General features: G+C 55.2%; 17 protein-coding genes and 1 pseudogene. 9 read left to right on the top strand and 9 right to left on the bottom strand.

The genetic code is table 11. From position 1 onward, the window contains the following. Window positions 1-27 precede the first annotated feature (27 nt). Genes ACT3UM_RS16225 through ACT3UM_RS16205 form a run of 5 tightly spaced genes read right to left on the bottom strand, consistent with a single transcriptional unit; the run spans window position 28 to window position 5,302 of the window. Window positions 28-1,209, bottom strand: a complete 1,182-nt coding sequence (locus tag ACT3UM_RS16225; protein WP_444674105.1) for an acyl-CoA dehydrogenase — start codon at window positions 1,207-1,209, stop codon at window positions 28-30. 42 nt (window positions 1,210-1,251) lie between these two features. Then, window positions 1,252-2,394 carry an acyl-CoA dehydrogenase family protein gene (locus ACT3UM_RS16220; protein WP_444674104.1) on the bottom strand — a complete coding sequence of 381 codons (1,143 nt, stop codon included), beginning with the start codon at window positions 2,392-2,394 and terminating at the stop codon, window positions 1,252-1,254. 9 nt (window positions 2,395-2,403) lie between these two features. After that, entirely contained in the window at window positions 2,404-3,600 is a 1,197-nt protein-coding gene (locus ACT3UM_RS16215; protein ID WP_498900469.1) for an acyl-CoA dehydrogenase family protein, read from the bottom strand. Next, a complete protein-coding gene (locus tag ACT3UM_RS16210; RefSeq protein WP_444674102.1) occupies window positions 3,597-4,484 on the bottom strand; it encodes an enoyl-CoA hydratase-related protein in 888 nt (295 codons plus the stop codon). The genes ACT3UM_RS16215 and ACT3UM_RS16210 overlap by 4 nt, the downstream gene beginning before the upstream one ends. A 44-nt stretch (window positions 4,485-4,528) precedes the next feature. Next, window positions 4,529-5,302 carry an enoyl-CoA hydratase gene (locus ACT3UM_RS16205; RefSeq protein ID WP_444674101.1) on the bottom strand — a complete coding sequence of 258 codons (774 nt, stop codon included), beginning with the start codon at window positions 5,300-5,302 and terminating at the stop codon, window positions 4,529-4,531. Window positions 5,303-5,545: 243 nt separating this feature from the next. On the opposite strand from ACT3UM_RS16205, the gene ACT3UM_RS16200 reads away from it, so the two are divergent. The 6 genes and pseudogenes from ACT3UM_RS16200 to ACT3UM_RS16175 all read left to right on the top strand — a co-directional run bounded on the left by ACT3UM_RS16200 (window position 5,546) and on the right by ACT3UM_RS16175 (window position 11,871). Continuing rightward, window positions 5,546-7,189, top strand: a complete 1,644-nt coding sequence (locus ACT3UM_RS16200; protein ID WP_444674100.1) for an AMP-binding protein — start codon at window positions 5,546-5,548, stop codon at window positions 7,187-7,189. 54 nt (window positions 7,190-7,243) lie between these two features. Continuing rightward, window positions 7,244-8,011 (top strand): SDR family NAD(P)-dependent oxidoreductase, encoded by a 768-nt coding sequence (locus tag ACT3UM_RS16195; RefSeq protein WP_444674099.1) that lies wholly within the window; start codon window positions 7,244-7,246, stop codon window positions 8,009-8,011. A 44-nt stretch (window positions 8,012-8,055) separates the two neighbouring features. After that, window positions 8,056-8,841: an enoyl-CoA hydratase-related protein gene (locus ACT3UM_RS16190; protein WP_335598464.1), complete on the top strand. Its 786-nt coding sequence runs from the start codon at window positions 8,056-8,058 to the stop codon at window positions 8,839-8,841. Window positions 8,842-8,918: 77 nt separating this feature from the next. Then, window positions 8,919-10,058, top strand: coding sequence for a cyclohexanecarboxyl-CoA dehydrogenase (aliB, locus tag ACT3UM_RS16185; protein WP_444674098.1), 1,140 nt, complete (start codon window positions 8,919-8,921; stop codon window positions 10,056-10,058). A 53-nt stretch (window positions 10,059-10,111) separates the two neighbouring features. Further along, on the top strand, window positions 10,112-10,588 hold the full coding sequence (locus tag ACT3UM_RS16180) for a MarR family winged helix-turn-helix transcriptional regulator (protein WP_444674097.1): 477 nt from the start codon (window positions 10,112-10,114) through the stop codon (window positions 10,586-10,588). 62 nt (window positions 10,589-10,650) lie between these two features. Further along, window positions 10,651-11,871 (top strand): annotated as a pseudogene (locus ACT3UM_RS16175) (ABC transporter substrate-binding protein). Between the two features lie 284 nt (window positions 11,872-12,155). Here the strand turns inward: ACT3UM_RS16175 and ACT3UM_RS16170 are convergent. Then, a complete protein-coding gene (locus tag ACT3UM_RS16170; RefSeq protein ID WP_498900464.1) occupies window positions 12,156-12,635 on the bottom strand; it encodes an antitoxin Xre/MbcA/ParS toxin-binding domain-containing protein in 480 nt (159 codons plus the stop codon). 262 nt (window positions 12,636-12,897) lie between these two features. Between ACT3UM_RS16170 and ACT3UM_RS16165 the strand changes: the two genes are divergently transcribed. Beyond that, on the top strand, window positions 12,898-13,872 hold the full coding sequence (locus ACT3UM_RS16165) for a LysR substrate-binding domain-containing protein (protein ID WP_444674095.1): 975 nt from the start codon (window positions 12,898-12,900) through the stop codon (window positions 13,870-13,872). A gap of 379 nt (window positions 13,873-14,251) precedes the next feature. On the opposite strand, the gene ACT3UM_RS16160 is transcribed toward ACT3UM_RS16165, so the two are convergent. The 3 genes from ACT3UM_RS16160 to ACT3UM_RS16150 form a co-directional block, all read right to left on the bottom strand. Further along, window positions 14,252-15,631 carry an IS1380 family transposase gene (locus tag ACT3UM_RS16160; protein ID WP_498900537.1) on the bottom strand — a complete coding sequence of 460 codons (1,380 nt, stop codon included), beginning with the start codon at window positions 15,629-15,631 and terminating at the stop codon, window positions 14,252-14,254. 706 nt (window positions 15,632-16,337) lie between these two features. Further along, entirely contained in the window at window positions 16,338-17,297 is a 960-nt protein-coding gene (locus tag ACT3UM_RS16155; RefSeq protein ID WP_022520322.1) for a toll/interleukin-1 receptor domain-containing protein, read from the bottom strand. A gap of 303 nt (window positions 17,298-17,600) precedes the next feature. Then, window positions 17,601-18,443, bottom strand: a complete 843-nt coding sequence (locus tag ACT3UM_RS16150; RefSeq protein WP_233975425.1) for a hypothetical protein — start codon at window positions 18,441-18,443, stop codon at window positions 17,601-17,603. A gap of 415 nt (window positions 18,444-18,858) precedes the next feature. Here ACT3UM_RS16150 and ACT3UM_RS16145 point away from each other — a divergent pair, with 415 nt between their 5' ends. Next, window positions 18,859-20,604 (top strand): ATP-dependent nuclease, encoded by a 1,746-nt coding sequence (locus ACT3UM_RS16145; RefSeq protein ID WP_233975426.1) that lies wholly within the window; start codon window positions 18,859-18,861, stop codon window positions 20,602-20,604. Next, on the top strand, window positions 20,604-22,313 hold the full coding sequence (locus ACT3UM_RS16140) for a UvrD-helicase domain-containing protein (protein WP_233975428.1): 1,710 nt from the start codon (window positions 20,604-20,606) through the stop codon (window positions 22,311-22,313). Before ACT3UM_RS16145 ends, ACT3UM_RS16140 begins: the two co-directional genes overlap by 1 nt. The last annotated feature ends 32 nt before the right edge of the window (window positions 22,314-22,345 follow it).

Genomic DNA, 22,345 nt, shown 5'->3' with positions numbered 1-22,345 from the left:
TTGTTATTGGACACTCTGTTACAGGGCTTAGCAGAAGGCCTGGATACCGGTCTGGGCGCGACCGAGAATCAAGGCATGGACGTCATGCGTTCCCTCATAGGTGTTCACTACTTCGAGATTGACCAGATGGCGCGCCACCCCGAACTCGTCGCTGATGCCGTTGCCACCCAGCATGTCGCGGGCCAGACGGGCGATATCCAAGGCGCGGCCGCAACTGTTGCGCTTCATAATTGAAGTGATCTCTATCGCCGCGCTGCCTTCATCTTTCATACGACCTAGGCGCAGACAGCCTTGCAGCGCTAAGCAGATATCGGTCTGCATGTCGGCCAACTTCTTCTGGATCAGCTGGTTGGCAGCCAACGGGCGGTTGAACTGGTGGCGGTCCAAGGTGTACTGGCGTGCGGTGTGCCAGCAGTCCTCAGCGGCGCCGAGTGCGCCCCAACTGATGCCGTAGCGAGCCGAGTTAAGACAAGTGAATGGACCTTTTAGGCCGCGCACTTCAGGGAACAGGTTCTCCTCGGGCACGAAGACATTGTCCATGACGATCTCGCCGGTGATTGAAGCGCGCAGCCCCACCTTGCCGTGGATCGCCGGGGCGGAAAGGCCTTCCCAGCCCTTCTCCAGCACGAAGCCGCGAATATCGCCCTCGTCGTCCTTGGCCCATACCACGAAAACATCGGCGATAGGGCTGTTGGTGATCCAGGTCTTGCTGCCGGTGAGCCGATAGCCGCCCTCGACCTTGCGGGCGCGGGATACCATGGAACCGGGGTCGGAGCCGTGATTGGGCTCGGTGAGGCCGAAGCAGCCGATCCACTCGCCGCTGGCAAGACGGGGCAGGTACTTCTGTTTGGTCACCTCAGTGCCGAACTCGTTGATCGGCACCATCACCAGCGAGGACTGCACGCTCATCATCGAGCGGTAGCCGGAGTCGACGCGCTCGACTTCGCGGGCAATCAAACCATAGCAGACGTAGTTGAGGCCGCTGCCGCCGTACTCCTCGGGGATGGTGGCCCCCAGCAGACCCGTTTCACCCATCTCACGAAAGATAGCGGGATCGGTATTTTCATGGCGGAAGGCCTCCAGCACGCGTGGCGCGAGCTTGTCGGCGGCGAACTGAGCAGCACTTTGCTGCACCATGCGCTCTTCGTCGGTGAGCTGCTGGTCGAGGAGCAGCGGGTCTTGCCAATGGAAAGCGGGGTTCTGGGACATGTCGGAATTTCCTCTACTTGTCGTTGTGGTCACTGACAGGGGTCAGCTGGCCTCGAGAAGGTCGGCATAGGCCTTGAGATGTCGGTCGTCGTCACCGAAGCGATGGCCAAGCATCACTAGGTGGCGGGCATGGTGGGCGAGGCTGTACTCCCAGGTCATGCCGATGCCACCGTGAAGCTGGATTGCCTGCTCGGCGATGAACTGAGCGGCGCGCTTGACCACGTGCTGGGCGGCGATAAGCTGGCGGCTACGCTCGACACTTGCTGGCTCATCGGCCACGCAGGCGGCGAGAATCGCCATGGAGGTAGCCAACTCGAGCTCGGTGGTCATGTCCACCATGCGATGCTGGAGCACCTGGAAGCGGCCGATCGGCTTGCCGAACTGTTGGCGAGTCTTGAGGTACTCGAGGGTCAGCTCACATGCCTGCTGCATGCTACCCACCGCCTCGGCACACTGAGCCGCCATGGCGCGTCCCAGCTGGTGGTCCAGCGCTGCGAAGGCCTGGCCAGCTCCGCCCAGCAGGGCATCGTCGCTCACCGTCACGCCATCGAGGGTGAGATCACAGCCCCAAGGGCCCGCCATGGTCGGATAGGCGCGGCGCTGCACGCCGTCTGCGGCAGGGTCGACCACAAACAGCGAGAGGCCGTCGCGCTCGCCGGGTTCGCCGGCGGTGCGTGCCAGCACCAGCACCCGATGAGCCGCCTGCCCGCCGATCACCACCGACTTGCGGCCCGTCAGTTGCCAGCCACTGGCTGTTTGCTCGGCACGGGTCACGGTCCACTCGGGCCGATAGTGGGTACATGGCTCCTCGGAGGCCACCGCCAGGCGCAGCTCGCCTGTGGCCAGAGCCGGCAACAGTGTCGCCCGCTGGGTCTCGCTGCCCAGCGCCTGTACCAGACCACCGCCCAGGATCTGGGATTCCAGGAAAGGCTCCAGGCAGAGCCCGCGGCCCAGCTCCTGCATCACCACCATGTTCTCGACGCCACTGCCCCCCATACCGCCATGAGCCTCGTCGATAGGCACCGCCAGCACCCCAAGCTCCGCCAGTTGGCCTTGAAAGGCCTCGCTGAAGCCCGGTTCGCTACGCTGCACCTTGTCGCGCTGCTCAAAGACATAATTTTCCCTGACCAGCCTGGCCAGCATGTCCTGCAGCATCTGCTGCTCGTCACTCAGTGAAAAGTCCATGATGGTCTCCTATAAGCCCAGCTGGGCCTTCGCCAGGATGTTCTTCTGGATCTCGTTGGAGCCGCCGTAAATCGACAGCTTACGAAGATTGAAGTAGTGGGCGGCCGGGGAGACGCTGTAGTCGGCGTGAAGCGGCTCGCCGTCATACTCGAACGCCATTTCCTCCGCGAGGAACGGCAGGGCGTGGGGGCCCAGCACTCGGCGGGCCAGGTCACTGATCGCCTGACGGATCTCGGAGCCGGTGATCTTGAGGATCGAGCTCTCGGCGCCCGGTACCCCGCCGGCCTGAGCGCGCGCCAGGATGCGCAGGGTGCTCATTTCCACTGCCATGAGTCGCATCTCCACCTCGGCGATGCGCTGACGCAAAAGCGAGTCCTCCAACGCCGGACGACCGTCGATTACCTCGCGGCGGGCAACTGCCTTGAGATGGGTCAGGGCCGCCTTGGAGATGCCGATTCCCGCCTGGCCGGTGCGTTCGTGGGTCAGCAGGTACTTGGCGCAGGTCCAGCCGTCGTTCTCCTGGCCCACCAGGTTCTCCACCGGCACCCGGACGTTGTCGAAGAACACCTCGTTGACCTCATGGGCCCCGTCCAGGGTGATGATCGGCTGCACCGATATGCCCGGAGTATCCATGTCGATCAGCAAAAAGGAGATACCGGCCTGGGGCTTGGCCTCGGGGTCGGTGCGCACCAGGCAGAAGATGCGGTTGGCGTGCTGACCCAGGGTGGTCCAGGTCTTCTGGCCGTTGACGATGTAGTGATCGCCGTCACGCACCGCGCGGGTCTTCACGGCGGCCAGGTCGGAGCCTGCGCCCGGCTCGGAGTAGCCCTGGCACCACCAGTCGCTGCCGTCGAGGATGCGCGGCAGGTAGTAGGCTTTCTGCTCAGGGGTACCGAACTTGATGATCACCGGCGCGACCATATTGACGCCGAAGGAGATCAGCCGCGGTGCGCCAGCAGCCGCGCCCTCCTCTTCGAAGATGTGCTTCTCGACCACGCTCCAACCGGTGCCGCCGTGCTCGACCGGCCAGTTGGCGGCATACCAGCCGCGGCGGTTGAGAATTGCCTGCCAGCGCTGGTGGTCCTCCTTGGCTAGCTTCTTGCCAAGGAGGACCTTGGCGGCAATATCATCGGGAAGTTCGGTCTTCAGAAAGGCCCGTACTTCCTCGCGGAAGGCGAGCTCCTCATTGCTGAAGTGGATATTCATGCGGTGGTCTCCCGTGAATCGTCGTCGGTAGTTTTCGGCCGAGTGCGGTTATCGTGTCGTGGAGTCAGGAAGGCCTCCACTTTCGCTTGTCGCTGAGGCGAGGCCAGGCACTCCAAGAAGCGCTCGCGCTCTTGGGCGAGGGCTGTCGCGAAGGGCTGGCTGACGGCCGCCTCGAGCGCCTCGACGGCCTTGAACGGCGCTAGGTCGTCCGACGCCGCCAGCGCCTCGCGCTGGCGTGCCAGCCAGTCGAGCGGATCGTCACAGGACGAGTGAATCTCGCGCGCCCGCGTCGGTCGCACGCCACGCCGGGCCAGCTCTGCCGCCATGGACAGGCGTTCCGCCTCCGGAGTATTCCCCTGCGCGGCCACGCCATCCACCAGCCCCAGTTCGAGGGCCCGTTCTGTACCGATGGGCTCACCGGACAAGATTCGCTCGAGGGCGGCCTCCAGCCCGATGAGCCGTGGCAGGCGCTGGGTGCCGCCGGCGCCTGGAATCAATCCCAGCTTGACCTCCGGCAGGCCGAAGCTCGCCTCGGGCTCCGCCAGGCGGTAGTGGCAGGCCATGGCCAGCTCCAGCCCGCCGCCTAGGGAGACGCCGTGGAGCCAGGCCACCACGGGCTTGGTGGCGCTCTCGATGGCATTGATGACCTCCGGCAACAGGGGCGCCTGCGGCATCTTGCCAAACTCCTTGATATCAGCGCCGGCGGAAAAGCAGCGCCCGCCGGACTGCAGCAGGAGCCACTCCACCTGCGGGTCCGCTAGGGCAGCGGCCAGGGCTTCGACCAGGCCGGAGCGAACCGCCTGGCTCAGCGCATTCACCGGGGGGCTGGCGAGAGTGATAAGGCCGCAACGGCCGGTTCGAACCAGGGTAACGAGATGACTCATGTAGCGTTCTCTCCCGATTATTGTTGTATGCCGAACGTAAGTGTTTAGCGATGTCGCCATACTGGCGCTCGTTTCTCGATAAAAGCCCGCATGCCCTCTTTCTGATCTTCGGTGGCAAAGCTGGCGTGAAGCAATCGCCGCTCGAAGCGCACCCCCTCAGCGAGGGTGGTCTCCTGTGCCCGCTCCACCGCTTCCTTGTTGAGCCGCACCGCCACCGCCGACATTCCCGCAATCTGGGCCGCCGCCGACATGGCCTCCTCCAGCAGCTGCTCGACCGGCACCACCCGGCTGACCAGGCCACTGCGCTCGGCCTCGTCGGCCGCCATCAGACGCCCGGTCAGGCACAAGTCCATGGCCTTGGCTTTGCCGACGGCACGGGTCAGCCGCTGGGTGCCGCCGGCGCCGGGCAGAGTGCCCACCTTGATCTCGGGCTGGCCGAAGCGAGCCGTGTCTGCGGCGATGATCAGGTCGCACATCATGGCCAGTTCGCAGCCACCGCCCAAGGCGTGGCCCGCCACCGCGGCGATCACCGGCTTGCGACAGCGAGTCACCTCCTCCCAGGCGTCGGTCACGAAGTCCGATAAGTAGGCCTCGGAGAAGGACATCGACTGGATCTCCTTGATATCGGCACCGGCAGCGAAGACCCGCTCCCCACCGGTGATAACCATGGCGCCGATAGCGTCGTCCCGCTCGAACGCCTTGAGCGCCTCGCCCAGCTCGCGCATCAGCGAATCGTTCAAGGCGTTATGGGCCTTGGGTCGGTTTAGGGTGATCAAACCGATGGCGTCCATGCGCTCGACCTGCAGGTTCTCGTACATCAAATGCCTCCTGAATGTCTTGACCGTAAGGAGTTTTCCAGCGCGCTTCACGGCAATGAGTTGTCGCATTCTGCAGTCCAGTCCTCGCCTACCTCTGATTCGAGTTTAGACAGCATCAAAATAAAAGACAACATGTTGACATAAATTTTATCTTAGCCTAGCTTTCTTCCAAGGCGCACAGAAAAAGCTGCGCTCAAAAGAAACCTAATAAAAGACAAAAATAAAATACTTTCAGGAGGTTACATGAAAATCCATACTAATCTGACACCTGAGCGAAGGAAATCAATGGTCGATCTTGGCGCCTGGAACGACAAGATCATTACAGATTACTGGGATGAAGTGGTAGCCGCCGTTGGAGAAAAAGCTGCTGTCATCACCTATCGCATGGCAGACGGAAGCCGAGAAGAAATCAGCTATTACGACATGGACAAGAAGGTTACTCGCATCGCCGCTGGCCTTGCCGGGCTGGGGGTGGAGAAAGGAGACATTGTTTCCTGTCAGCTTTCGAATTGGTGGCAAATGACGGCTTTGCACCTGGCCTGCGTACGCATAGGGGCGGCACTCAACCCGTTGATGCCGATCTTTCGTGAGCATGAGCTTGAGTTTATGCTCGGCATGGCCGAGAGCAAAGTACTCGTCGTTCCACAGAGCTTCCGCCATTTTAACCACAGCGCCATGGCGCACGACCTAAAGCATTCACTGCCCAAGCTTGAGCATGTGCTGGTGATCGGCAGCCAAGGTGAGGACAGCTTCGACAAGGTGCTGCTGAAACACGCCTGGGAAGAAGAAATCGATACAGACGCCCTCTTCGAAGCGCGCCGCATCTCGGGTGATGACGTAGTACAAATACTTTACACCTCGGGCACCACCGGCAAGCCTAAGGGGGTAATGCATACCTCTAATACCCTGTTCAGTCATATCCGCCCTTTTGCCGAGCGTCTTGCTCTGGGAGGGGAGGACACCGTCTTCATGCCATCACCGCTGGCTCATCAACTCGGCTTTCTCTATGGCCTGATGCTGCCGGTCTATCTCAAAGCCACCGCGGTGCTGCAGGACACGTGGAAACCAGACGAGGCGGTCAACATCATCAAGGCCGAACAGCCTAGCCTGATGCTCGGCTCGACCCCCTTTTTAGCCGATATTGCCGAGCAGGCAATTACGCATGGACCCGACCTGCAATCGCTGAAGCTTTTCCTGTGCGCCGGCGCACCCATCCCTAGCCCTCTGGTAGAGAAGGCGGCGAAACATCTCCCGACCCGCATCCTCTCCGCCTGGGGCATGACAGAAAACGGCGCTGTCACGACGACATTGCCCCAAGACGCTCCTGAGCGCGCCGTGCATACCGACGGTGTGCCATTGCCCTACGTCGAACTGAAAGTGTCCGATATAGAGGGAAATACTCTTTCCGTAGACCAAGAAGGGCCGCTCTACATGCGTGGAGCCAGCCTGTTTGTCGGCTACTTCAAGCAGCCTGAGCTCTACGGCGTGGATGACGAGGGCTGGTTCCCTACCGGCGACCTGGCGCGCCTTGATGAGCAAGGATATGTACGCATCACAGGACGCTCCAAGGATGTGGTCATCCGTGGCGGTGAGAATATTCCCATCGTCGATATTGAGAACACCCTTTATCAGCATCCGAAAATTCAGACGTTAGCTCTCGTGGGTAAGCCCGACGAACGCCTCGGAGAGCGGTTATGCGCCTATGTCACCCTAAAGGAGGATGCCGACACGCTTTCACTTGATGATGTGTGTGCCTTTCTCAGCGAACGCAAGGTTACCCGCCAATACCAACCCGAATACCTGATCGTGGTCGACGAATTGCCACGTACTCCCTCCGGCAAGATCCAGAAGTTCAAGCTTCGGGAGCAGGCAAAAGAAACCCCTTGACCCCTGTAACCAGGCCCACACGACAACCTAGCCAAAAAACAGCGAGAAAACGAGATGAAAGGATTGAAAGACAGCATTGTTATCATCACCGGTGGCGGTGGTGGCATTGGCCAAGCTGTGTGCAAGCGCTTCGCCGAACATGGTGCCAAGGTAGCTGTGCTCGATCGTGATGAGCAAGCCGCTCAAGCAACGGTGAAGGTGATTGAGGCCGCCCAAGGGCAGGCCAAGGCGTACGCTGCTGACATCACCGACTACGACGCCATCGTAACTACAGTAGCTAAGATCGAGCAGGGTCTTGGCACCCCCACCATACTGGTCAACAACGCCGGCTATGACCGTTTCATGCCGTTTCTCAAGACCGAGCCGGCCATGTGGGAATCTCTAATTGCGATCAACCTCACCGGTGCACTAAACATGCACCACGTGGTGCTGCCGAAGATGGTCGAAGCCGGCGGCGGCCGAGTGATCAACATCGCCTCCGACGCGGCCCGGGTCGGCTCCTCCGGCGAAGCCGTCTATGCCGCCTGCAAGGCAGGCATGCTTGGCCTGAGCAAAACCCTGGCCCGCGAGCTCGCCAGCAAAAACATCACTCTCAACGTGGTCTGCCCAGGGCCGACCGATACCGCCCTACTCAAGGGCGTAGCTGATACTGCACGCGACCCTGAGAAGCTGCTCGAAGCTTTCCGTAACGCCGTGCCCATGCGCCGCATCGGCCAGCCAGAAGACTTTCCCGGCATCATTACTCTGCTTGCCAGTGACGAGGGCAGCTTCATTACCGGCCAGGTAATTAGTGTGTCTGGCGGTCTCACCATGGCTGGCTAATTCCCCACCGTCTTTTACCTGCATCGAGTTTCAGGAGCTTAATGATGAACTACGAAGATATCCTCTATGACGTCACCGACGGCGTGGCCACTATCACTATTAACCGCGCTGACCGCTACAACGCCTTCCGCGGCCAGACCTGCATGGAGCTGCTCGACGCCTTCAACCGTGCCGGCTGGGATAAATCTATCGGCGTGATCGTACTCACCGGCGCCGGCGACAAGGCTTTCTGCACCGGCGGCGACCAAGGCGCCCACGAAGGTCAGTACGACGGTCGCGGCATCATCGGCTTGCCAGTGGAGGAATTACAGACGCTGATCCGCCAGGTGCCCAAGCCGGTCATTGCCCGAGTCAATGGCTTCGCCATCGGCGGCGGTCATGTGCTGCATGTAGTATGCGATCTCTCCATCGCCTCCGAGACCGCCGTTTTCGGTCAAGTGGGTCCTAAGGTAGGTTCCGTGGATCCCGGTTTCGGCACCGCTTATCTGGCTCGGGTCATCGGTGAGAAGCGCGCCCGTGAAATCTGGTACCTGTGTCGCAAGTACAGCGCCAAACAGGCACTTGACTGGGGACTGGTCAATGCCGTGGTTCCGCCCGAGCAGCTCGACGAGGAGGTGCGTAAATGGTGCGACGAGATCCTCGAGAAGAGCCCTACCGCCCTTTCTATCGCCAAGCGCTCTTTTAATGCCGACAGCGAGAATATCGCCGGTATCGGCGCGTTAGGCATGCAGACCTTGAGCCTTTACTACGATACCGATGAATCGAAGGAGGGTGTTGCAGCGTTTAAGGAAAAGCGCAAGCCGGAATTCCGCAAATATTACAACAAATGACGCCACTTAGACGTTGAAGGCAGCTGCCGTTGACACTCCATGTTGACGGCCTGCCATGAGGAGGAAGGAAGACAGCCATGAATTTTGCATTTACTGAACAACAGGACGCTATTCGAGAAAGCGTAGCGAAACTTGCCGCGGACATGCTGGCCCCTCGCTACCGCCAGCGCGAAACGGATGCATTGATAGAACGCGAAATTGCCGAGGCGTTAGGTGAAATGGGATGCTTAGGCGGTGAGCTGCCCGAAGAATTTGGCGGCAGTGACCTAGACTGCGTGACCAGCGGCGTGATCATCGAAGAAATTTCCCGCGGAGATTTCAACGTCGGTTATCTTCCGCTTTTGGCCTCGCTAAACGGCCAGATTATCGCTCATCACGCACGTCCCGAATTGGCACAGGAGTGGCTCTCTGGCATTACCACCGGTAAAAAAATCTGCTGTATTGCCCTAACCGAACCACATGGCGGTAGTGATGCCGCTAATCTGAAGCTCAAAGCAACCCGTGAGGGAGATCATTTCATACTCAACGGCGAGAAGACCTCCATCTCCATGGCCGACCAAGCCGATGTGGCGGTGGTCTTTGCCCGCACTGGCACTCAAGAGCAGCGCGCCAGCGGCATCAGCGCGTTTCTTGTCCCGATGGATTTCGATGGTATCTCGACCAGCCGTTTCGAGGATTCCGGCCAACGTGCCATTGGCCGCGGCTCGATTTTCTTCGACAATGTGTCGGTGCCCGCCGATCACATGCTGGGCGAAGAGGGACAGGGCTTCAAGCAGGTGATGCAGGGCTTCGACTACAGTCGAGCACTGATCGGCCTACAATGCCTGGCGGTGGCCCAGCAGTCACTGGATGAGACATGGCAATGGCTAACCGAACGCGAAGCATTCGGCCAACCGCTATCTGCCTTTCAGGGACTGACGCACCCACTTGCCGAGTACCAGACTTATGTCCAAGCAGCCCGTCTTCAGTGCTACTACTCACTATGGCTGAAGGACAATAATCTGCCTCATACCACAGAGGCCGCCATGAACAAGTGGTGGGGACCAAAACTGGCCTTCGACGTGATCAAGCAGTGCATGCTGGCCCATGGCCATACCGGCTGGGGTGAAGACTTGCCTTTTTCACAACGCATGCGAGATGTGCTCGGCCTACAGATAGGTGATGGCACCGCCCAAATCATGAAGAACATCATTGCGCGTCAGTTGGTATCTCAATAGAAACAACTGGTTACCCCACCTACTGGCGCCGCTTTAACCATGGAGGTCAACAAATGACTCAGGACGACAAGAGCGTCGCCAACCGCCTGTTTTTTCGTATTTTCCAGGCCAGCAATATTTTACAGAAACAGACGGTAAGTACCGTGGGACTCACCACCGTGCAGTGGGCGGTATTAGGCGCACTTTCACGTAGCGGCTTTGAGCAGGGCATCGCCTTTAATGATTTAACTGAATATTTGATTGTCAGTCGCCAAAGCCTGGATGGGGTGCTCAAACGGCTCGAGCGAGAAGGCCATGTTTTTCGTGTCCCCCACCCAGACGATGGCCGTGCTCGCCTCATCTTGCTAACACCAGAAGGTCGAGCGTATTGGCAGTCACTACAGCCGCGCATCCACGACTTTTATGCCCAAGGGCTAGAGAGTTTTGGTTTCGATGACATGGTTAGCCTGTTGCATTACATCAACAAGCTGCAAAAAGACCTGGCCTCTATTCAGGCCAAGGAGAAGATAACAAGCGACCTGAACGAGTAGCAAACGAATCACAACAACGAATCACAACAACAACAGCCTCTTTAACGAGGAAGGATTGAACAATGACTCACAAGCTTATAAGAAACGCAGCCATGACCATTAGTGCTGCTTTACTCGCTGCTTCAGGGAATGCCAACGCATCAATCAGCGATGATGCCATTCGTATCGGCTATCTCGCTGATATGTCTGGACCATACCGTGACTTGGCGGGTCCTGGTGGCCTTGAGGCCATGCAAATGGCCGTTGACGAGTACAATGGCAAAATTCATGGGGCTCCGATTGAGGTCTTTAGTGCCGATGATCGCAATAGCGCTGACGTTGGTGCAAATACCGTTCGTGAATGGATTGACTTACGTAATGTCGATATGGTCGGTGGCCTCGTTGCCTCTTCAGTGACCATCGCTGCCACTCGACTGCTTGCAGAACACGATCGTATCGGGATGGTGTCTGGCGCAGCCGCGTTAAGCATCACTAACGAACATTGCAGCCCTAATCATATTCAGTGGGTGTACGATACTCATGCTATGTCCAATGGCACGGCAGGGGCTATCGTAGAAGAAGGTGGCGATAGCTGGTTCATTATCTCAGCTGATTACGCTTTTGGTCAGTCACTTGAAAATGACGTCACAAACGTTGTCAATGAAATGGGGGGGCCAAGTCATTGATAGTGTTAGCCATCCTCTCAATACTAACGACTTTTCCTCATATATTTTGCAAGCACAGGGCTCGGGGGCAAAAATAGTAGGCTTGGCTAATGCGGGAGCCGATACCGTCAATGCGATTAGTACTGCTGGCCAGTTTGGTTTAACGGAATCTGGACAATCATTGGCCGGGCTAATGGTATTCCTCAATGATATCCATGCGTTAGGGCTTGATGTAACCCAGGGTATGCAGCTAACGACGGTTGGTACTGGAACATGAACAGCGAAGCGCGCGAATGGGCACAGCGCTACTACGAGCGCGTTGGCAGCATGCCCACCATGGTTCAAGCTGGCGTCTATTCCAGCACTATGCATTATCTCAACGCTATTGAAGGCACCGGCAGCGACGATGCCAGCACAGTACGTGCATGGATGGGCGATAACCAAGTCAACGATATGTTCACCTCTAATGGCATCATCCGTGAGGATGGTCGTATGGTGCATGATATGTATCTTGTAGAAGTTAAGGCGCCTGGCAACTCTGAGAGTGAATGGGACCTATACCAGACTCTGCGCACCATCCCAGGAGAGCAGGCTTTCCAATCTCTTGAGAAAAGCGGCTGCTCACTCATAGACTCATAGTGGCACTTGAACGCATGATTGGATAATGAGATGGCGTGCTAACCCTCACGCCTATTTTATCCACTCCGAAGACCGCTAGCATTTCAATAAAGATTTTTCCAAGTAAGTTTATAAGATGGCAACTTACTTGGATACTTGTTTGATCCCGCAAAGAAGTGGTTCGTTTCTGATGGCCAAAACCATTTTTTTAAGCCATATTTTTCAAAAAAACCAGCTATTAGCTTGCATACTCACTTCTGATAGCTCGGGATTTCACACGGCCTTGATCGTAAGCAGGCAACCCCTTACGTATATACGCCATACTCGATCCGGATCAGGTAGTCATATACCCGTTGCGGATCTTCTTGCAGCATCTCCACTGGAGAAAGGCCTTCATAAATATCGAGCGGACTGGTCATCCAACGCTTTGCCTCCTCCTTGCCGCCAAATACTTGTATAGCGGCTGCCCATGCATTCTTATCGTTGAGCAAGTCTAAAACCTCGTGACCAGTATCAGGTTTTGATGCTTGAGGATCGCATTGATCCAGCAGCAAATCGAATCTGCTTGGTCGTACCGTTGAAGCGTCCTGAACCGCCAATGTGGCGCTATGCTTCGTGAGAGTTTCTCGAAGCCAGGCTTCAACTTCAACACAGACGGCGTCGTTTTCTTCGGGTGGAGCGAGAGTGACATCCTTACCTACTCGGCGAAGGAAAAAGTGCTCTGGAATGGTGAGAGAGTAGCCACCACGCAGATAGGCGACAATTTCACCACTCATCGTTGCCATGTAGGCCCTCTCGCTTTGCAGGCACTCCAACGCCTCACGAAAAGTTTCCAGGGGCTGGGGAAAGCGGTCACGAAGATCGAAGACCCGGTAGGCAAAATTAGCTCTAGCGGATTTTCTGTCAGCTCTTGTGATGACGGTGTCATAAACACCTCCTCCCCGACGCCTGTGTGAATATGATCAGTGTAGCCCTGATGCAGACGGGAAGGCAACCAACAGACTGAGCAGAATTGCCTTTCTATATTAGCGTTAGGGATTTAATGTTATGAGCCGACACACTGCGCCTGATCAAACACTATTGAAGATGCCTTCGTTGCGGGCAGTAAGGTCATTTGTAGCGGCGGCCCGCTATCAGAACTTCACTCGCGCGGCAGAAGCACTATGCGTGACCCAGGCTGCCATCAGCCGCCAAGTGCGAGAGCTGGAGAGTTTTTTAAAGACGCCTCTGTTCAAACGTGTGGGAAGTGCTGTGGAGTTGACTGCAGCAGGAGCTATTTTTTTCGATGCTGCCCAGCTTTCGTTCATCAATATCGCTCAGGCCGCTGATCGCATCCGAGATGATTTTGGTAACGTTGCTCGACAATCGCTAACGCTATGTTGCTCTCCTGCCTTCTCGGCGCTTTGGATGTCTCACCGCCTGCCCAAATTCTTTAGCACCAATCCAAACATCGATCTCAACTTGGTAACAACACAGAATTTCCTCGCCATGGAACCAGGTGTTTCTCCAGATATCTTTATCACCAAGCTGTCGCGTGTGATGGAAGGCTACATCAGCATCCCGCTATTCTGTGATGTAATTTACCCAGTGTGTTCGCCTAGCTACTTGGAAAAACATCCCGAGATAGCCACTCTGAATGGGTTGCGACATGACGCTGTACTGCTCAACCTTAGCCCCTATGGACGTGCTCAGGTGGCCGAGCATGTAGATTGGGGGGTATGGATGGCAATTCACCAGCTCGATATCGCTAGGAATGCTAAGAACAGCTCCCACTTCTTCAATGCAAATGACTATAACATGCTGATTCAGATGACACTAAACCATCAAGGCGTAGCACTGGGCTGGGATCATCTCGTGATGCCTTTAATAGCAGAGGGAAAACTGGTTAGACCAGTTACTGAGCAAGTAGTGTTGGAGGAAACGCGTCACTATCTTTGTTATCGCGAAAACCGAGCCGATGACGATGAAATACAGCGCTTTCGCGATTGGTTTACCACCGAGTGTGGTATGAGTGCTTTATAAGCTTAAAATACTGAGAATCACATACATCTGACGCTTATCAACCCTTCACTTTGATCCTATCTCGGTTATATATGGTGATAAGTCGTTCGACGATGCAACAACGATAGTTATAATGACAGTCCCCATTCTGGCGGCACTTAGATAAGCCCGCCTTATTCATGAGTATGCTGATTGAGCGTCGCGAAGCCCCAGGTTGCTGGCACCGACTCCCAGCAGCCGTATTTGCGGTGTGAGTACCTGCCGATATATACCCAAATAGTACGGTTTCTTTGTTGCTATATAACCTTCAGTAATCGATTCCGGCCATCAGGGCAGCCGTGATCGCCAGCCATCGTGATGGCCGCCTTGCGCTTGGATCGGTTGTGATATCAACCGTGTATCAGCTCAGTGCGGTCAGCTTCGGTAGCCCCTTAAGCAAGGTGGGCCACCATTTGTCAGCGGCATCGCCAAGGTGAACAGTGATGCGCCGGGCGTGTAGCGAGATAGTGGACGCGATCTTGAGCACTTGCTCGCGCATCCGGCTCAGGCTCCAGCCTTGGTGGGTTTGCCGCTCCAGGAGGCAGCGCAGTCCATGCAAGACCTGGTAGGCGTAGAGACTCAGTAGCAGACTCACTTCGTTGCGGGCCATCACCTCTTGAACGGTGGAAGCGCCGCGGTCGGTCGAGGAGAGATGCACGTCGAGTGCTGATTTCACCTCGCCCATGTGCGCCTCGGCACTGCCGCGCTTACGGTAGAGCGCCAGAACCTTCTCCGGCAGCCAGTCGAACTGGCTGAGATTGGTGACCAGGAAGAAGGCATGCAGCAGTAGGTCATCGGGACGTTCTTGGACCACCAGTACCACGCGCCTTGGCGTCGGCCAGGTGCCGGCTTGGTACGCCAGGTCATGGCACCATTCACGAGGCTGCTCAGGTGGTCGGCCACTCGGTCGCTTGAGATAGGGCGCTGCCAGCTTCTGCAGACCTGTATGGCTACGCAGCCGACCTAGGTACTCGATGTCGCGCTCTTCCAAGGCCTCCAATGTCGCATTGTCAGTGAAGCCAGCGTCGATGCGCACTCGCACCTGGGCACCGGTGCTCTCGTTGAGTCGCCGTACTAGATGAGGGATCCAGGTGTCGGCATCCTCGGCTGGGCCGGCATTGCCCTCCCGCAGCAAGCCGCCCACCATGTCGCCGGTCTCCGCCAACGATGCGACCAGCGGCGAGTAGATGCGGGCACCGTAATGACCATGAAAGGCCGAGCCGCCCTGGTGACCGTGAGCCTCAATCGGCAGACCATCGATGTCCAGTGTCAGCTGATGAGGGCGTTTGCCCTTCTCCAGCGAGGTCAGACGCCAGACCACCAGTCGCAGCAGGCCTTCGTGTACGGCATCGATGTTGTCGCTACGCCCGAGACACGCCAGCAGCCGCGACAGCGTGGCTTGAGACGGCCGGTCCTGGACCAGGGGTGTCATGCCGCGTGCATCGCTGCAGGCCAACTGCCAAAGCGGGTCACGGCGCAGCGTGTCGGTATCGCTGAGATCGATCCAGCCCATCGCCCGTTGCAGCACCAGGGTACGCAACTGGCTGGCCAGCGAATGACGGATGCGCAGCGGGTGGCGTCGATCGACCAGATTGTCTTCCAGCGCCTCGATCACGCCGCTGTTGTCGAGGGCTTCACGCAGCAGCAGAGCGCCGCTGTCGCTGGTGGTGCGCTGGCCGCTCAGCTCAACACGGATAGAGCCGTTGCATGAGGGCGTCCAGGTGGATAGGCTTTCACCCATGGCGAGTGGTCCTCTTGAATCGTGTTCTGGCAGGAACGTCCTGATTCTACAAGAGAAAACCACTCGCCATCTTCGTTTTCAGGTCGGCCTCATGAATAAGCCGGGATTACGACTTATTCATTCTTATATAGACAGTTACTATATATCTAAAAAACATATAAATAATAGTGATAGCTACCAATATCTATTGATACCAAGCACGAGTAGCCAAAGCAGTCGCGCACCAGAGCTGTCACACTGACTTTTTTGATTATTCGTATGACTAAAGACGGTGTTGCCACCAGCCAAACAAATTCTACCTTGCTAAACTTCGTGAACAGATGTTGCATGCCCAGGCAACATTTAACGTTACATGCACGGCATGACCCGAGATTACCTAAGTGGCGTGGTTCACAAGTGGTGGCAAAACATTTTTAGGGCACCAACTAGCTGTGCGTCCAAATAGCTTTGGCCGCTTTGAGGAAAACAGTTGCTTAACTCTAACTAGGTATCGTGGGACAAAGGCAACTATCACTGCTCACTGGTAATTGACGAGTTTGATGTCACACCCATCCAAAGTGGACATGGGCCCAACAGGCGTTTCAGCACCCAAGCGCTAGGCAGCCTCAGAAGGTAGTCATCGGAATAGCCTATCCCATGCGAAGCCTATTTTGGGATAGGGTTTACCACCCATGAATCAGCAGGGGCCCAGTTTCCGACAGAGAAGTTATCTTGCACGCTGAAGTGGCGCGATAACGATTTCCCAAAGCATTTCTGCTGCCCCCTCCTGAGATAGCTTCTGATGTTGACGCCCCTGGAAAGCCATTCCCATGCTCGTTAGGTAAAGGGCTTGGTCGTCTGCTTGCACCGAAAGAGCCTCGTTAAAGGAGTTACTGCTGAAAGAGTCACCACCCTGACTGTAATAGATCCCTGCTCCCATTTGCCCTCCAACATACACTGTCGCCGTCGCGACGCTCTCACCATCTTTGTAGATGGTCGCAAAAAACCGATTAGCATCAATTCGACGAAATACACCTTCGTAGCCTGGGTTCCGTGCTTGGAGCTCATTCAGAGAGTTTTCGAAAAAGCGCGCAATGTATTCAAAAGTGTCGATTTGGAACCGGTCTTTGTCCAACTGAGTAAAGGTCTTAGCGACTCGAAGGTTACTCGAACGCGGGCCGGCAACTACAGACTGCTGGGTATGCATCAAAGCCCCAACATCCACGCGTTCGGCGCTTGATTGAGTGCTTCGCCACCTTTCAGCCGCTTTGCGAACCTCCTTCGCGACCTGTAACAATGCTTCGTCCCTATCTGGCCAGAGAGTGACCGGCTTTCCATCCTGGGGGGTGCCAAGCAGCTTTCCAAATGGGGCGTGGTGCCAATCGCATGCTCGCAAAATCACTGGAATGACGATTGCCTCCTTAGCGTTGTGGCGTTCCATGGCACGCGCCATCTCTATGTTGTAGCAATAGTCGGAAGCAATGAAATCAGGACTCACTAACAACAAAATTATCTCATCGCTGTTGATATGTTGATCAATGGCTGCGTCGATCTCCTGACCAGCACCAATTCTTCGATCGTGCCAGCTGTCGATAACACCTTGACGCTTGAGCATCGCTAGCTGCTTTTCTAGCTGATCTCTCAGCACCTCGTCAGCGTGACAGTATGAGAAAAAAACGTTTGGCAAAATGAGTACTCCAAGCCTATAAGACCTGACTGATCTTACGACTTTTTCAGCTCTTAAAGAAAAACTATATTTAGCATTTCGGCAAGAGGTTATCCGTCCTATCTATGGCATGCACACAATACGGCGCAAAGCAGCCAGTGATAATAAACGACCTATTTGCACTGTGAGACCCGGTTAGCGTTCATGATGGGAGCATTTGCGTTGATGCAGCATGTGACGCATAGCACATCCATACCGCTCTACTTTTAAACTGAAATTTTGTTCGAATCAGGCATTTCCGAGCAGAGTGTTTATTTCATCTTTTCAATTGCTGGCTGATGTCCAATAGGACGTCCTTCTACTGCGCTCGCGTTCCTTCTGCCGGAAGCGCTTCACATAGTCGGCGGATGCCATCTCGTCCACCTTTAGCTCCAGTGCGCAGTTAATCAAGGAGGCCATGGTATTGTCCGTGATCTTCAAGTCACTGGGCAGCCGCCCAAACACCTGAGCACTGCTTTCTTCGATGGCAGCGAGGAAGGCCCTGAGAAAATCACCTTTTGACGATCTAGAGCTCTCCGTGGCCGCCTTGGTTAGCGGATCAGTAGCTTCAATATCTGCGTCGCTAGCATCCTGGGCTAGTTCGTCCATGAAGTCGCTTATTGATGGCCAATATTTTAGGTCATATTGATAGTGTAAGCGGCTAAGCTTATCCCCAATCTCCATTCCAAACAAAGGGTTGTGTTCAGAGGCTTCTTCGATTACTTCGCAGACATGATAATGGGTATTGCTAGCGAAGCCGGAATGATTATGGAGCACGCTGCGCTCATCCAGCAGCGTCGAGAGCTCCATAGCCTTGTCCGCAATCTGCCGATTGACCTCAATGAGACGATATCGACTAGCACGGGCGGCCTTCATGTCCTCCGGATTCCAAAATGCGGCTGTACTCAAAAGCTTGGCGAGAAAATCCTGAAGTGCATGAGGATGATGGCCGAGCTTTCGGTACAGTTCCTGATAGGCGCTTTCTAGCTCATGACTTCTGTTCAAAAGCCTATCAATCACTCTGTTCTCACTCGGCAAACAGTGATGCTCCAAATTGTATTGTTTACTCTTCCGCAGAATATCTTCGCAAATGGCTAGGGGAGTAGATGGCTGCTTGAGGTGTGTCATGTGCTTATCTCCGTGAAGTTTAAAAGGTAGCTTACCGACCTCCTCTAGGGCTGTCGGTACCCGAAATTGTTTATTTCTAGTGGGTTTCAGGTACCTGCTGCCACAACCAAGTCTAATTTTAGCGAGTACTATTAGGGCGTGCATAATACGGCTGAATTGAGGCCGCTGAACCTCCCAGTAGCGGCTAATTTCTGAAACGATTCGAGGAAGAACTACTGGTTAAAATTTATTTTTGGTCGCGAAAACAGCCTTTCTCCTTTCCAGAGTTAGAAACATCGTATTGGCATAGCGACATGATATTGCTGAAGTAACCGCTTATGGCCTTTTCTGGGATGGAGCGCAGGGGGTGTGTTGATAACACCGTCATGATAACAATGGGTAAATTACAAACCGATTCGCAGGGGGCGATACATTTGTGTATTTAGCACAACTTAAAATAACGAACTTCAGAAAGTTGCAATCTGTTGACCTGGAGTTTCAGCCCGGGCTGAACGTCCTGGTCGGCTCTAATAACATTGGCAAGACCGCAATTGTCGATGCATTGCGCGCGCTACTTGCAGGATACGACGAACCATACCCGCGCTTTGACAGCGACGATATGCATCGACCAAAGGGGAGCGATCCGGCAGGTGATATCCAATTTACGTACGTCTTCCAGGATTTGGACGTAGACGACGAAGCCGATTTTCTGGCAGCACTGAAGCCGGACGAAGATGGCAGGTTTGAAGCTCACATTAACATCCGTTATTCAGAAGCTGACAAGATTGGCAGGCTGCGAGTACGACGCTGGTGCGGAGACCATGAAGAGATAGGCCTAACCGCGGATATGATCGAGAACCTTCGTGGCGTCTACCTGCCTCCCCTTAGAGATGCTTCACAGGGACTCAAGCCCAGTCGAAACAGCAAGCTGGCCCGACTATTTCAGCTCCTTGCCGATGAAGCTGGTCGTAATGGAGTTAATGAAGCACTCAAGAGGCTAGATGAAGACCTAAAGGACCACGATCCGATTATTAACGCTCACACGGCCATAACAAGTCGGCATGACATGATGCTAGGGTCTCAGCTAACCCAAGTGTTGGATCTGGGATTGAGCGGAAACGATTTTCAGAAGCTGGCATCACGCCTGTCGTTAGTAGTGGATGACTTCGAAATTGAACAGAATGGACTTGGCTTCAACAATCTAATTTACATGGCGGTGGTTCTTTGTGAGCTGGCCAGGAACGCTGACGCGAGTTACCGAGGCCTGATCATTGAAGAGCCGGAGGCACACTTGCATCCACAGCTGCAGGCAGTGTTGCTGGATTACCTGGAATCGATCCAAGATGGGGAGGGTGAGAAGCCCGTTCAGTTGTTTGTTTCTAGTCATTCGCCCAACTTTGCTAGCATTGCCAATCTCAACAGCCTCACCTGCCTAGTCGAAACAGACACTGGCGTGGAGGCTTTCTTCCCACGCACTATCCAATTCGAAAGGGGGAAAAGAGAAAAACTCGAACGCTACCTTGATGTGACCCGCGCTGAACTGTTTTTTGCCCGTCGTATCATCTTCGTTGAAGGCGCGGCTGAGTTAATTCTGGTCCAAGTGCTGGCGGAAAAGTGTGGCTATAACCTTCGCAAGCACGGCGTCAGCCTAATCAGTGTCGAAGGACTCAATTTTGACTCTTTCTTGCCTCTGTTTGGCGAGAAAGCGCTGAAAATTCCGGTATCAGTGATTACCGACGCGGATCCGGCAGGTGAACTGGATGAAACCGGAGAAATGGTTGCAGTTTATCCCTCCCTCGACGAGGAAATTAGGGTTTCAGACAATACCGTTAGGATGCAGAAAAATGAGGATACCCTCGTTAAGGTTTTCTGCGGTCTCAAAACTCTCGAATATGATCTGGCGTTGGATGACGTTAATCGCGCCGCCATGCTGGCTGCTCTAAGTAATATGCATCCGAGAATCGCGCAAGACCTTCAAGACAAGGTTGCAAAGGAAGAAGGGGATGCAGCCAAAGCACGAACTCTATTCAGCGGTATGTTTGAGCGCAAACAAAATAATGTGCAGAAGGGGCGCTTTGGCCAGTCACTTGCGCAAGTTATTGCCGAAGGCAACGCTTTTGTAGTGCCAGACTACATCCAGAATGCGATTTCTCATGCCTGTCAAACAGCGGAGACCAAGTAGTGAACCATCCTTCCGAAGAGCAGACGCAGGTTATAGATGCCTCAGTAGAGCCCTTGTCAGTAATTGCCTGTGCTGGCAGCGGCAAGACATTCACTGCCGTGCGACGTCTGGCCAATATTCGTCAAAAACTTGGTAATCACCGCGGTCGTGCGGCACTCCTGTCCTTCTCCAATGTCGCTGTAGACACTTTCCGAAAGGAATATCAAGATCTGGGGCTCAGCAGCAACGTCAACAACCGCGTGGACATAGATACGCTGGATACTTTCATCACCAGCAACGTGTTGCGCCCTCATGCCTATCGGACGATGGGCGCGCAACAGACAGCTTTCCTTGTGACCGGTGGAGAAGCATTTCTGAAAGGATTCACCTTTCAAACGGATCCTTACCCGCGTGCTATCAATGAAATGCAGGTCGGCATTGACGCTGGAGGTGTCTACTTCTGCTACTCGGATATTAAAAGTGAAATGCACAGGCTCAATACTGCCCAAGCTGCAGACGTGGTGCATCGCCTTGGGCGGATCGGTGCCTACACACACAACCTCGGGCGTTACTGGTGCTATCGCACGTTAGCAGATCAACCTGGGATTCTGCGTGCTCTGGTTCGCCGTTATCCGCATATCCTGATTGACGAGGCTCAGGATATCGGAACGGTTCATCAGGTCATCATCGAGCAGCTAGTGAGTGCTGGTTGCCAGGTCTCACTAATAGGTGATCCAAATCAGGGTATTTATGAATTTGCCAGTGCTGATGGGGCGTTCTTGTCAAAGTACGGGCAACGTGACGGCGTAAATAGCCTCGAATTGAAGAGAAACTTCCGGTCCGTGCCACCAATCCTTGATCTGGCCAACCATCTGGCCGGACGAACCGATGCCGCAGATAGGGAAGCGCCTGATACAGTCCATGGTCCCTTCTTTGTAGCTTACGGTAAGAATGACAGAGAGCAACTCATTGTTTCGTTTCAGAGAGCAGTGGAGGCCGCTGGCCTTAGGCTGGAGCGTTCGGCGGTACTCTGCCGCGGACGCAAACAGGCAGATAAACTGGCTGGCAAAAAAGGGGCCCCAGGCTGGGGCATCGTCAAACGGTTTACACAGGCTGCAATTCTGCGCGAGCGTTTTAAAGACTATCAAGGTGCATTCAGGCTGGTGGCTATCGGTATCGTCAACCTACTCGTTGATGCTCCAAATGGGATGTTGGCTAAGCTTACATCCCAACGTGAGGATCAGGCGTTACGTCGGCTCATCTGGGCTTTTACTCGTAATCCTGAATTGGGACTGCCCGGTGTATCGCTCAATGGAAAAGCGCAGTGGCACCCCCTATTACTTAATAGGGTCAAAACTTTGCTGGCTCAAATTAATAAAGATTGTGGCCTGACGAGCGTCGATAAGCTTGGTAGCAAGCTCACTACAAGAGATTTGCCTGATGGACCGTTACTATCTGACGCTGACCTGAATGGGAATAATTGCCGACCCCGCATTCGCGTTGACACAGTTCATCAGGCGAAGGGAGAAAGCCTGGATGCAGTGCTGTATTTGACAAACAAGGAACATGCCGAAGGCTTAATGAACGGCGTGGATACAGAGATCGGGCGTATTGGCTATGTTGCGGTAACCCGCGCCCGGAACTTGTTTTGGCTTGGTGTGCCAGCCAGTGGGTTAGTTGATTTACGGCCAGGATTACTCGATCTTGGCTTTCAGGAAACTGAGGCATAAGATCATCTACGTTAGACCTATCTTATCAGCTT

The organism is Halomonas sp. AOP13-D3-9 (assembly GCF_052379125.1).
In the GTDB taxonomy this organism is placed as follows: Bacteria; Pseudomonadota; Gammaproteobacteria; order Pseudomonadales; family Halomonadaceae; genus Vreelandella.
Note: the sequence above shows the minus strand (reverse complement) of the source record. Positions and strands in the feature narration are given on the sequence as shown.

Coding starts and splice junctions, on each gene's coding strand:
- ACT3UM_RS16225 (WP_444674105.1), bottom strand. CDS start 1,209: ATGTCCCAGAACCCCGCTTTCCATTGGCAAGACCCGCTGCTCCTCGAC.
- ACT3UM_RS16220 (WP_444674104.1), bottom strand. CDS start 2,394: ATGGACTTTTCACTGAGTGACGAGCAGCAGATGCTGCAGGACATGCTG.
- ACT3UM_RS16215 (WP_498900469.1), bottom strand. CDS start 3,600: ATGAATATCCACTTCAGCAATGAGGAGCTCGCCTTCCGCGAGGAAGTA.
- ACT3UM_RS16210 (WP_444674102.1), bottom strand. CDS start 4,484: ATGAGTCATCTCGTTACCCTGGTTCGAACCGGCCGTTGCGGCCTTATC.
- ACT3UM_RS16205 (WP_444674101.1), bottom strand. CDS start 5,302: ATGTACGAGAACCTGCAGGTCGAGCGCATGGACGCCATCGGTTTGATC.
- ACT3UM_RS16200 (WP_444674100.1), top strand. CDS start 5,546: ATGAAAATCCATACTAATCTGACACCTGAGCGAAGGAAATCAATGGTC.
- ACT3UM_RS16195 (WP_444674099.1), top strand. CDS start 7,244: ATGAAAGGATTGAAAGACAGCATTGTTATCATCACCGGTGGCGGTGGT.
- ACT3UM_RS16190 (WP_335598464.1), top strand. CDS start 8,056: ATGAACTACGAAGATATCCTCTATGACGTCACCGACGGCGTGGCCACT.
- aliB (WP_444674098.1), top strand. CDS start 8,919: ATGAATTTTGCATTTACTGAACAACAGGACGCTATTCGAGAAAGCGTA.
- ACT3UM_RS16180 (WP_444674097.1), top strand. CDS start 10,112: ATGACTCAGGACGACAAGAGCGTCGCCAACCGCCTGTTTTTTCGTATT.
- ACT3UM_RS16170 (WP_498900464.1), bottom strand. CDS start 12,635: ATGGCAACGATGAGTGGTGAAATTGTCGCCTATCTGCGTGGTGGCTAC.
- ACT3UM_RS16165 (WP_444674095.1), top strand. CDS start 12,898: ATGAGCCGACACACTGCGCCTGATCAAACACTATTGAAGATGCCTTCG.
- ACT3UM_RS16160 (WP_498900537.1), bottom strand. CDS start 15,631: ATGGGTGAAAGCCTATCCACCTGGACGCCCTCATGCAACGGCTCTATC.
- ACT3UM_RS16150 (WP_233975425.1), bottom strand. CDS start 18,443: ATGACACACCTCAAGCAGCCATCTACTCCCCTAGCCATTTGCGAAGAT.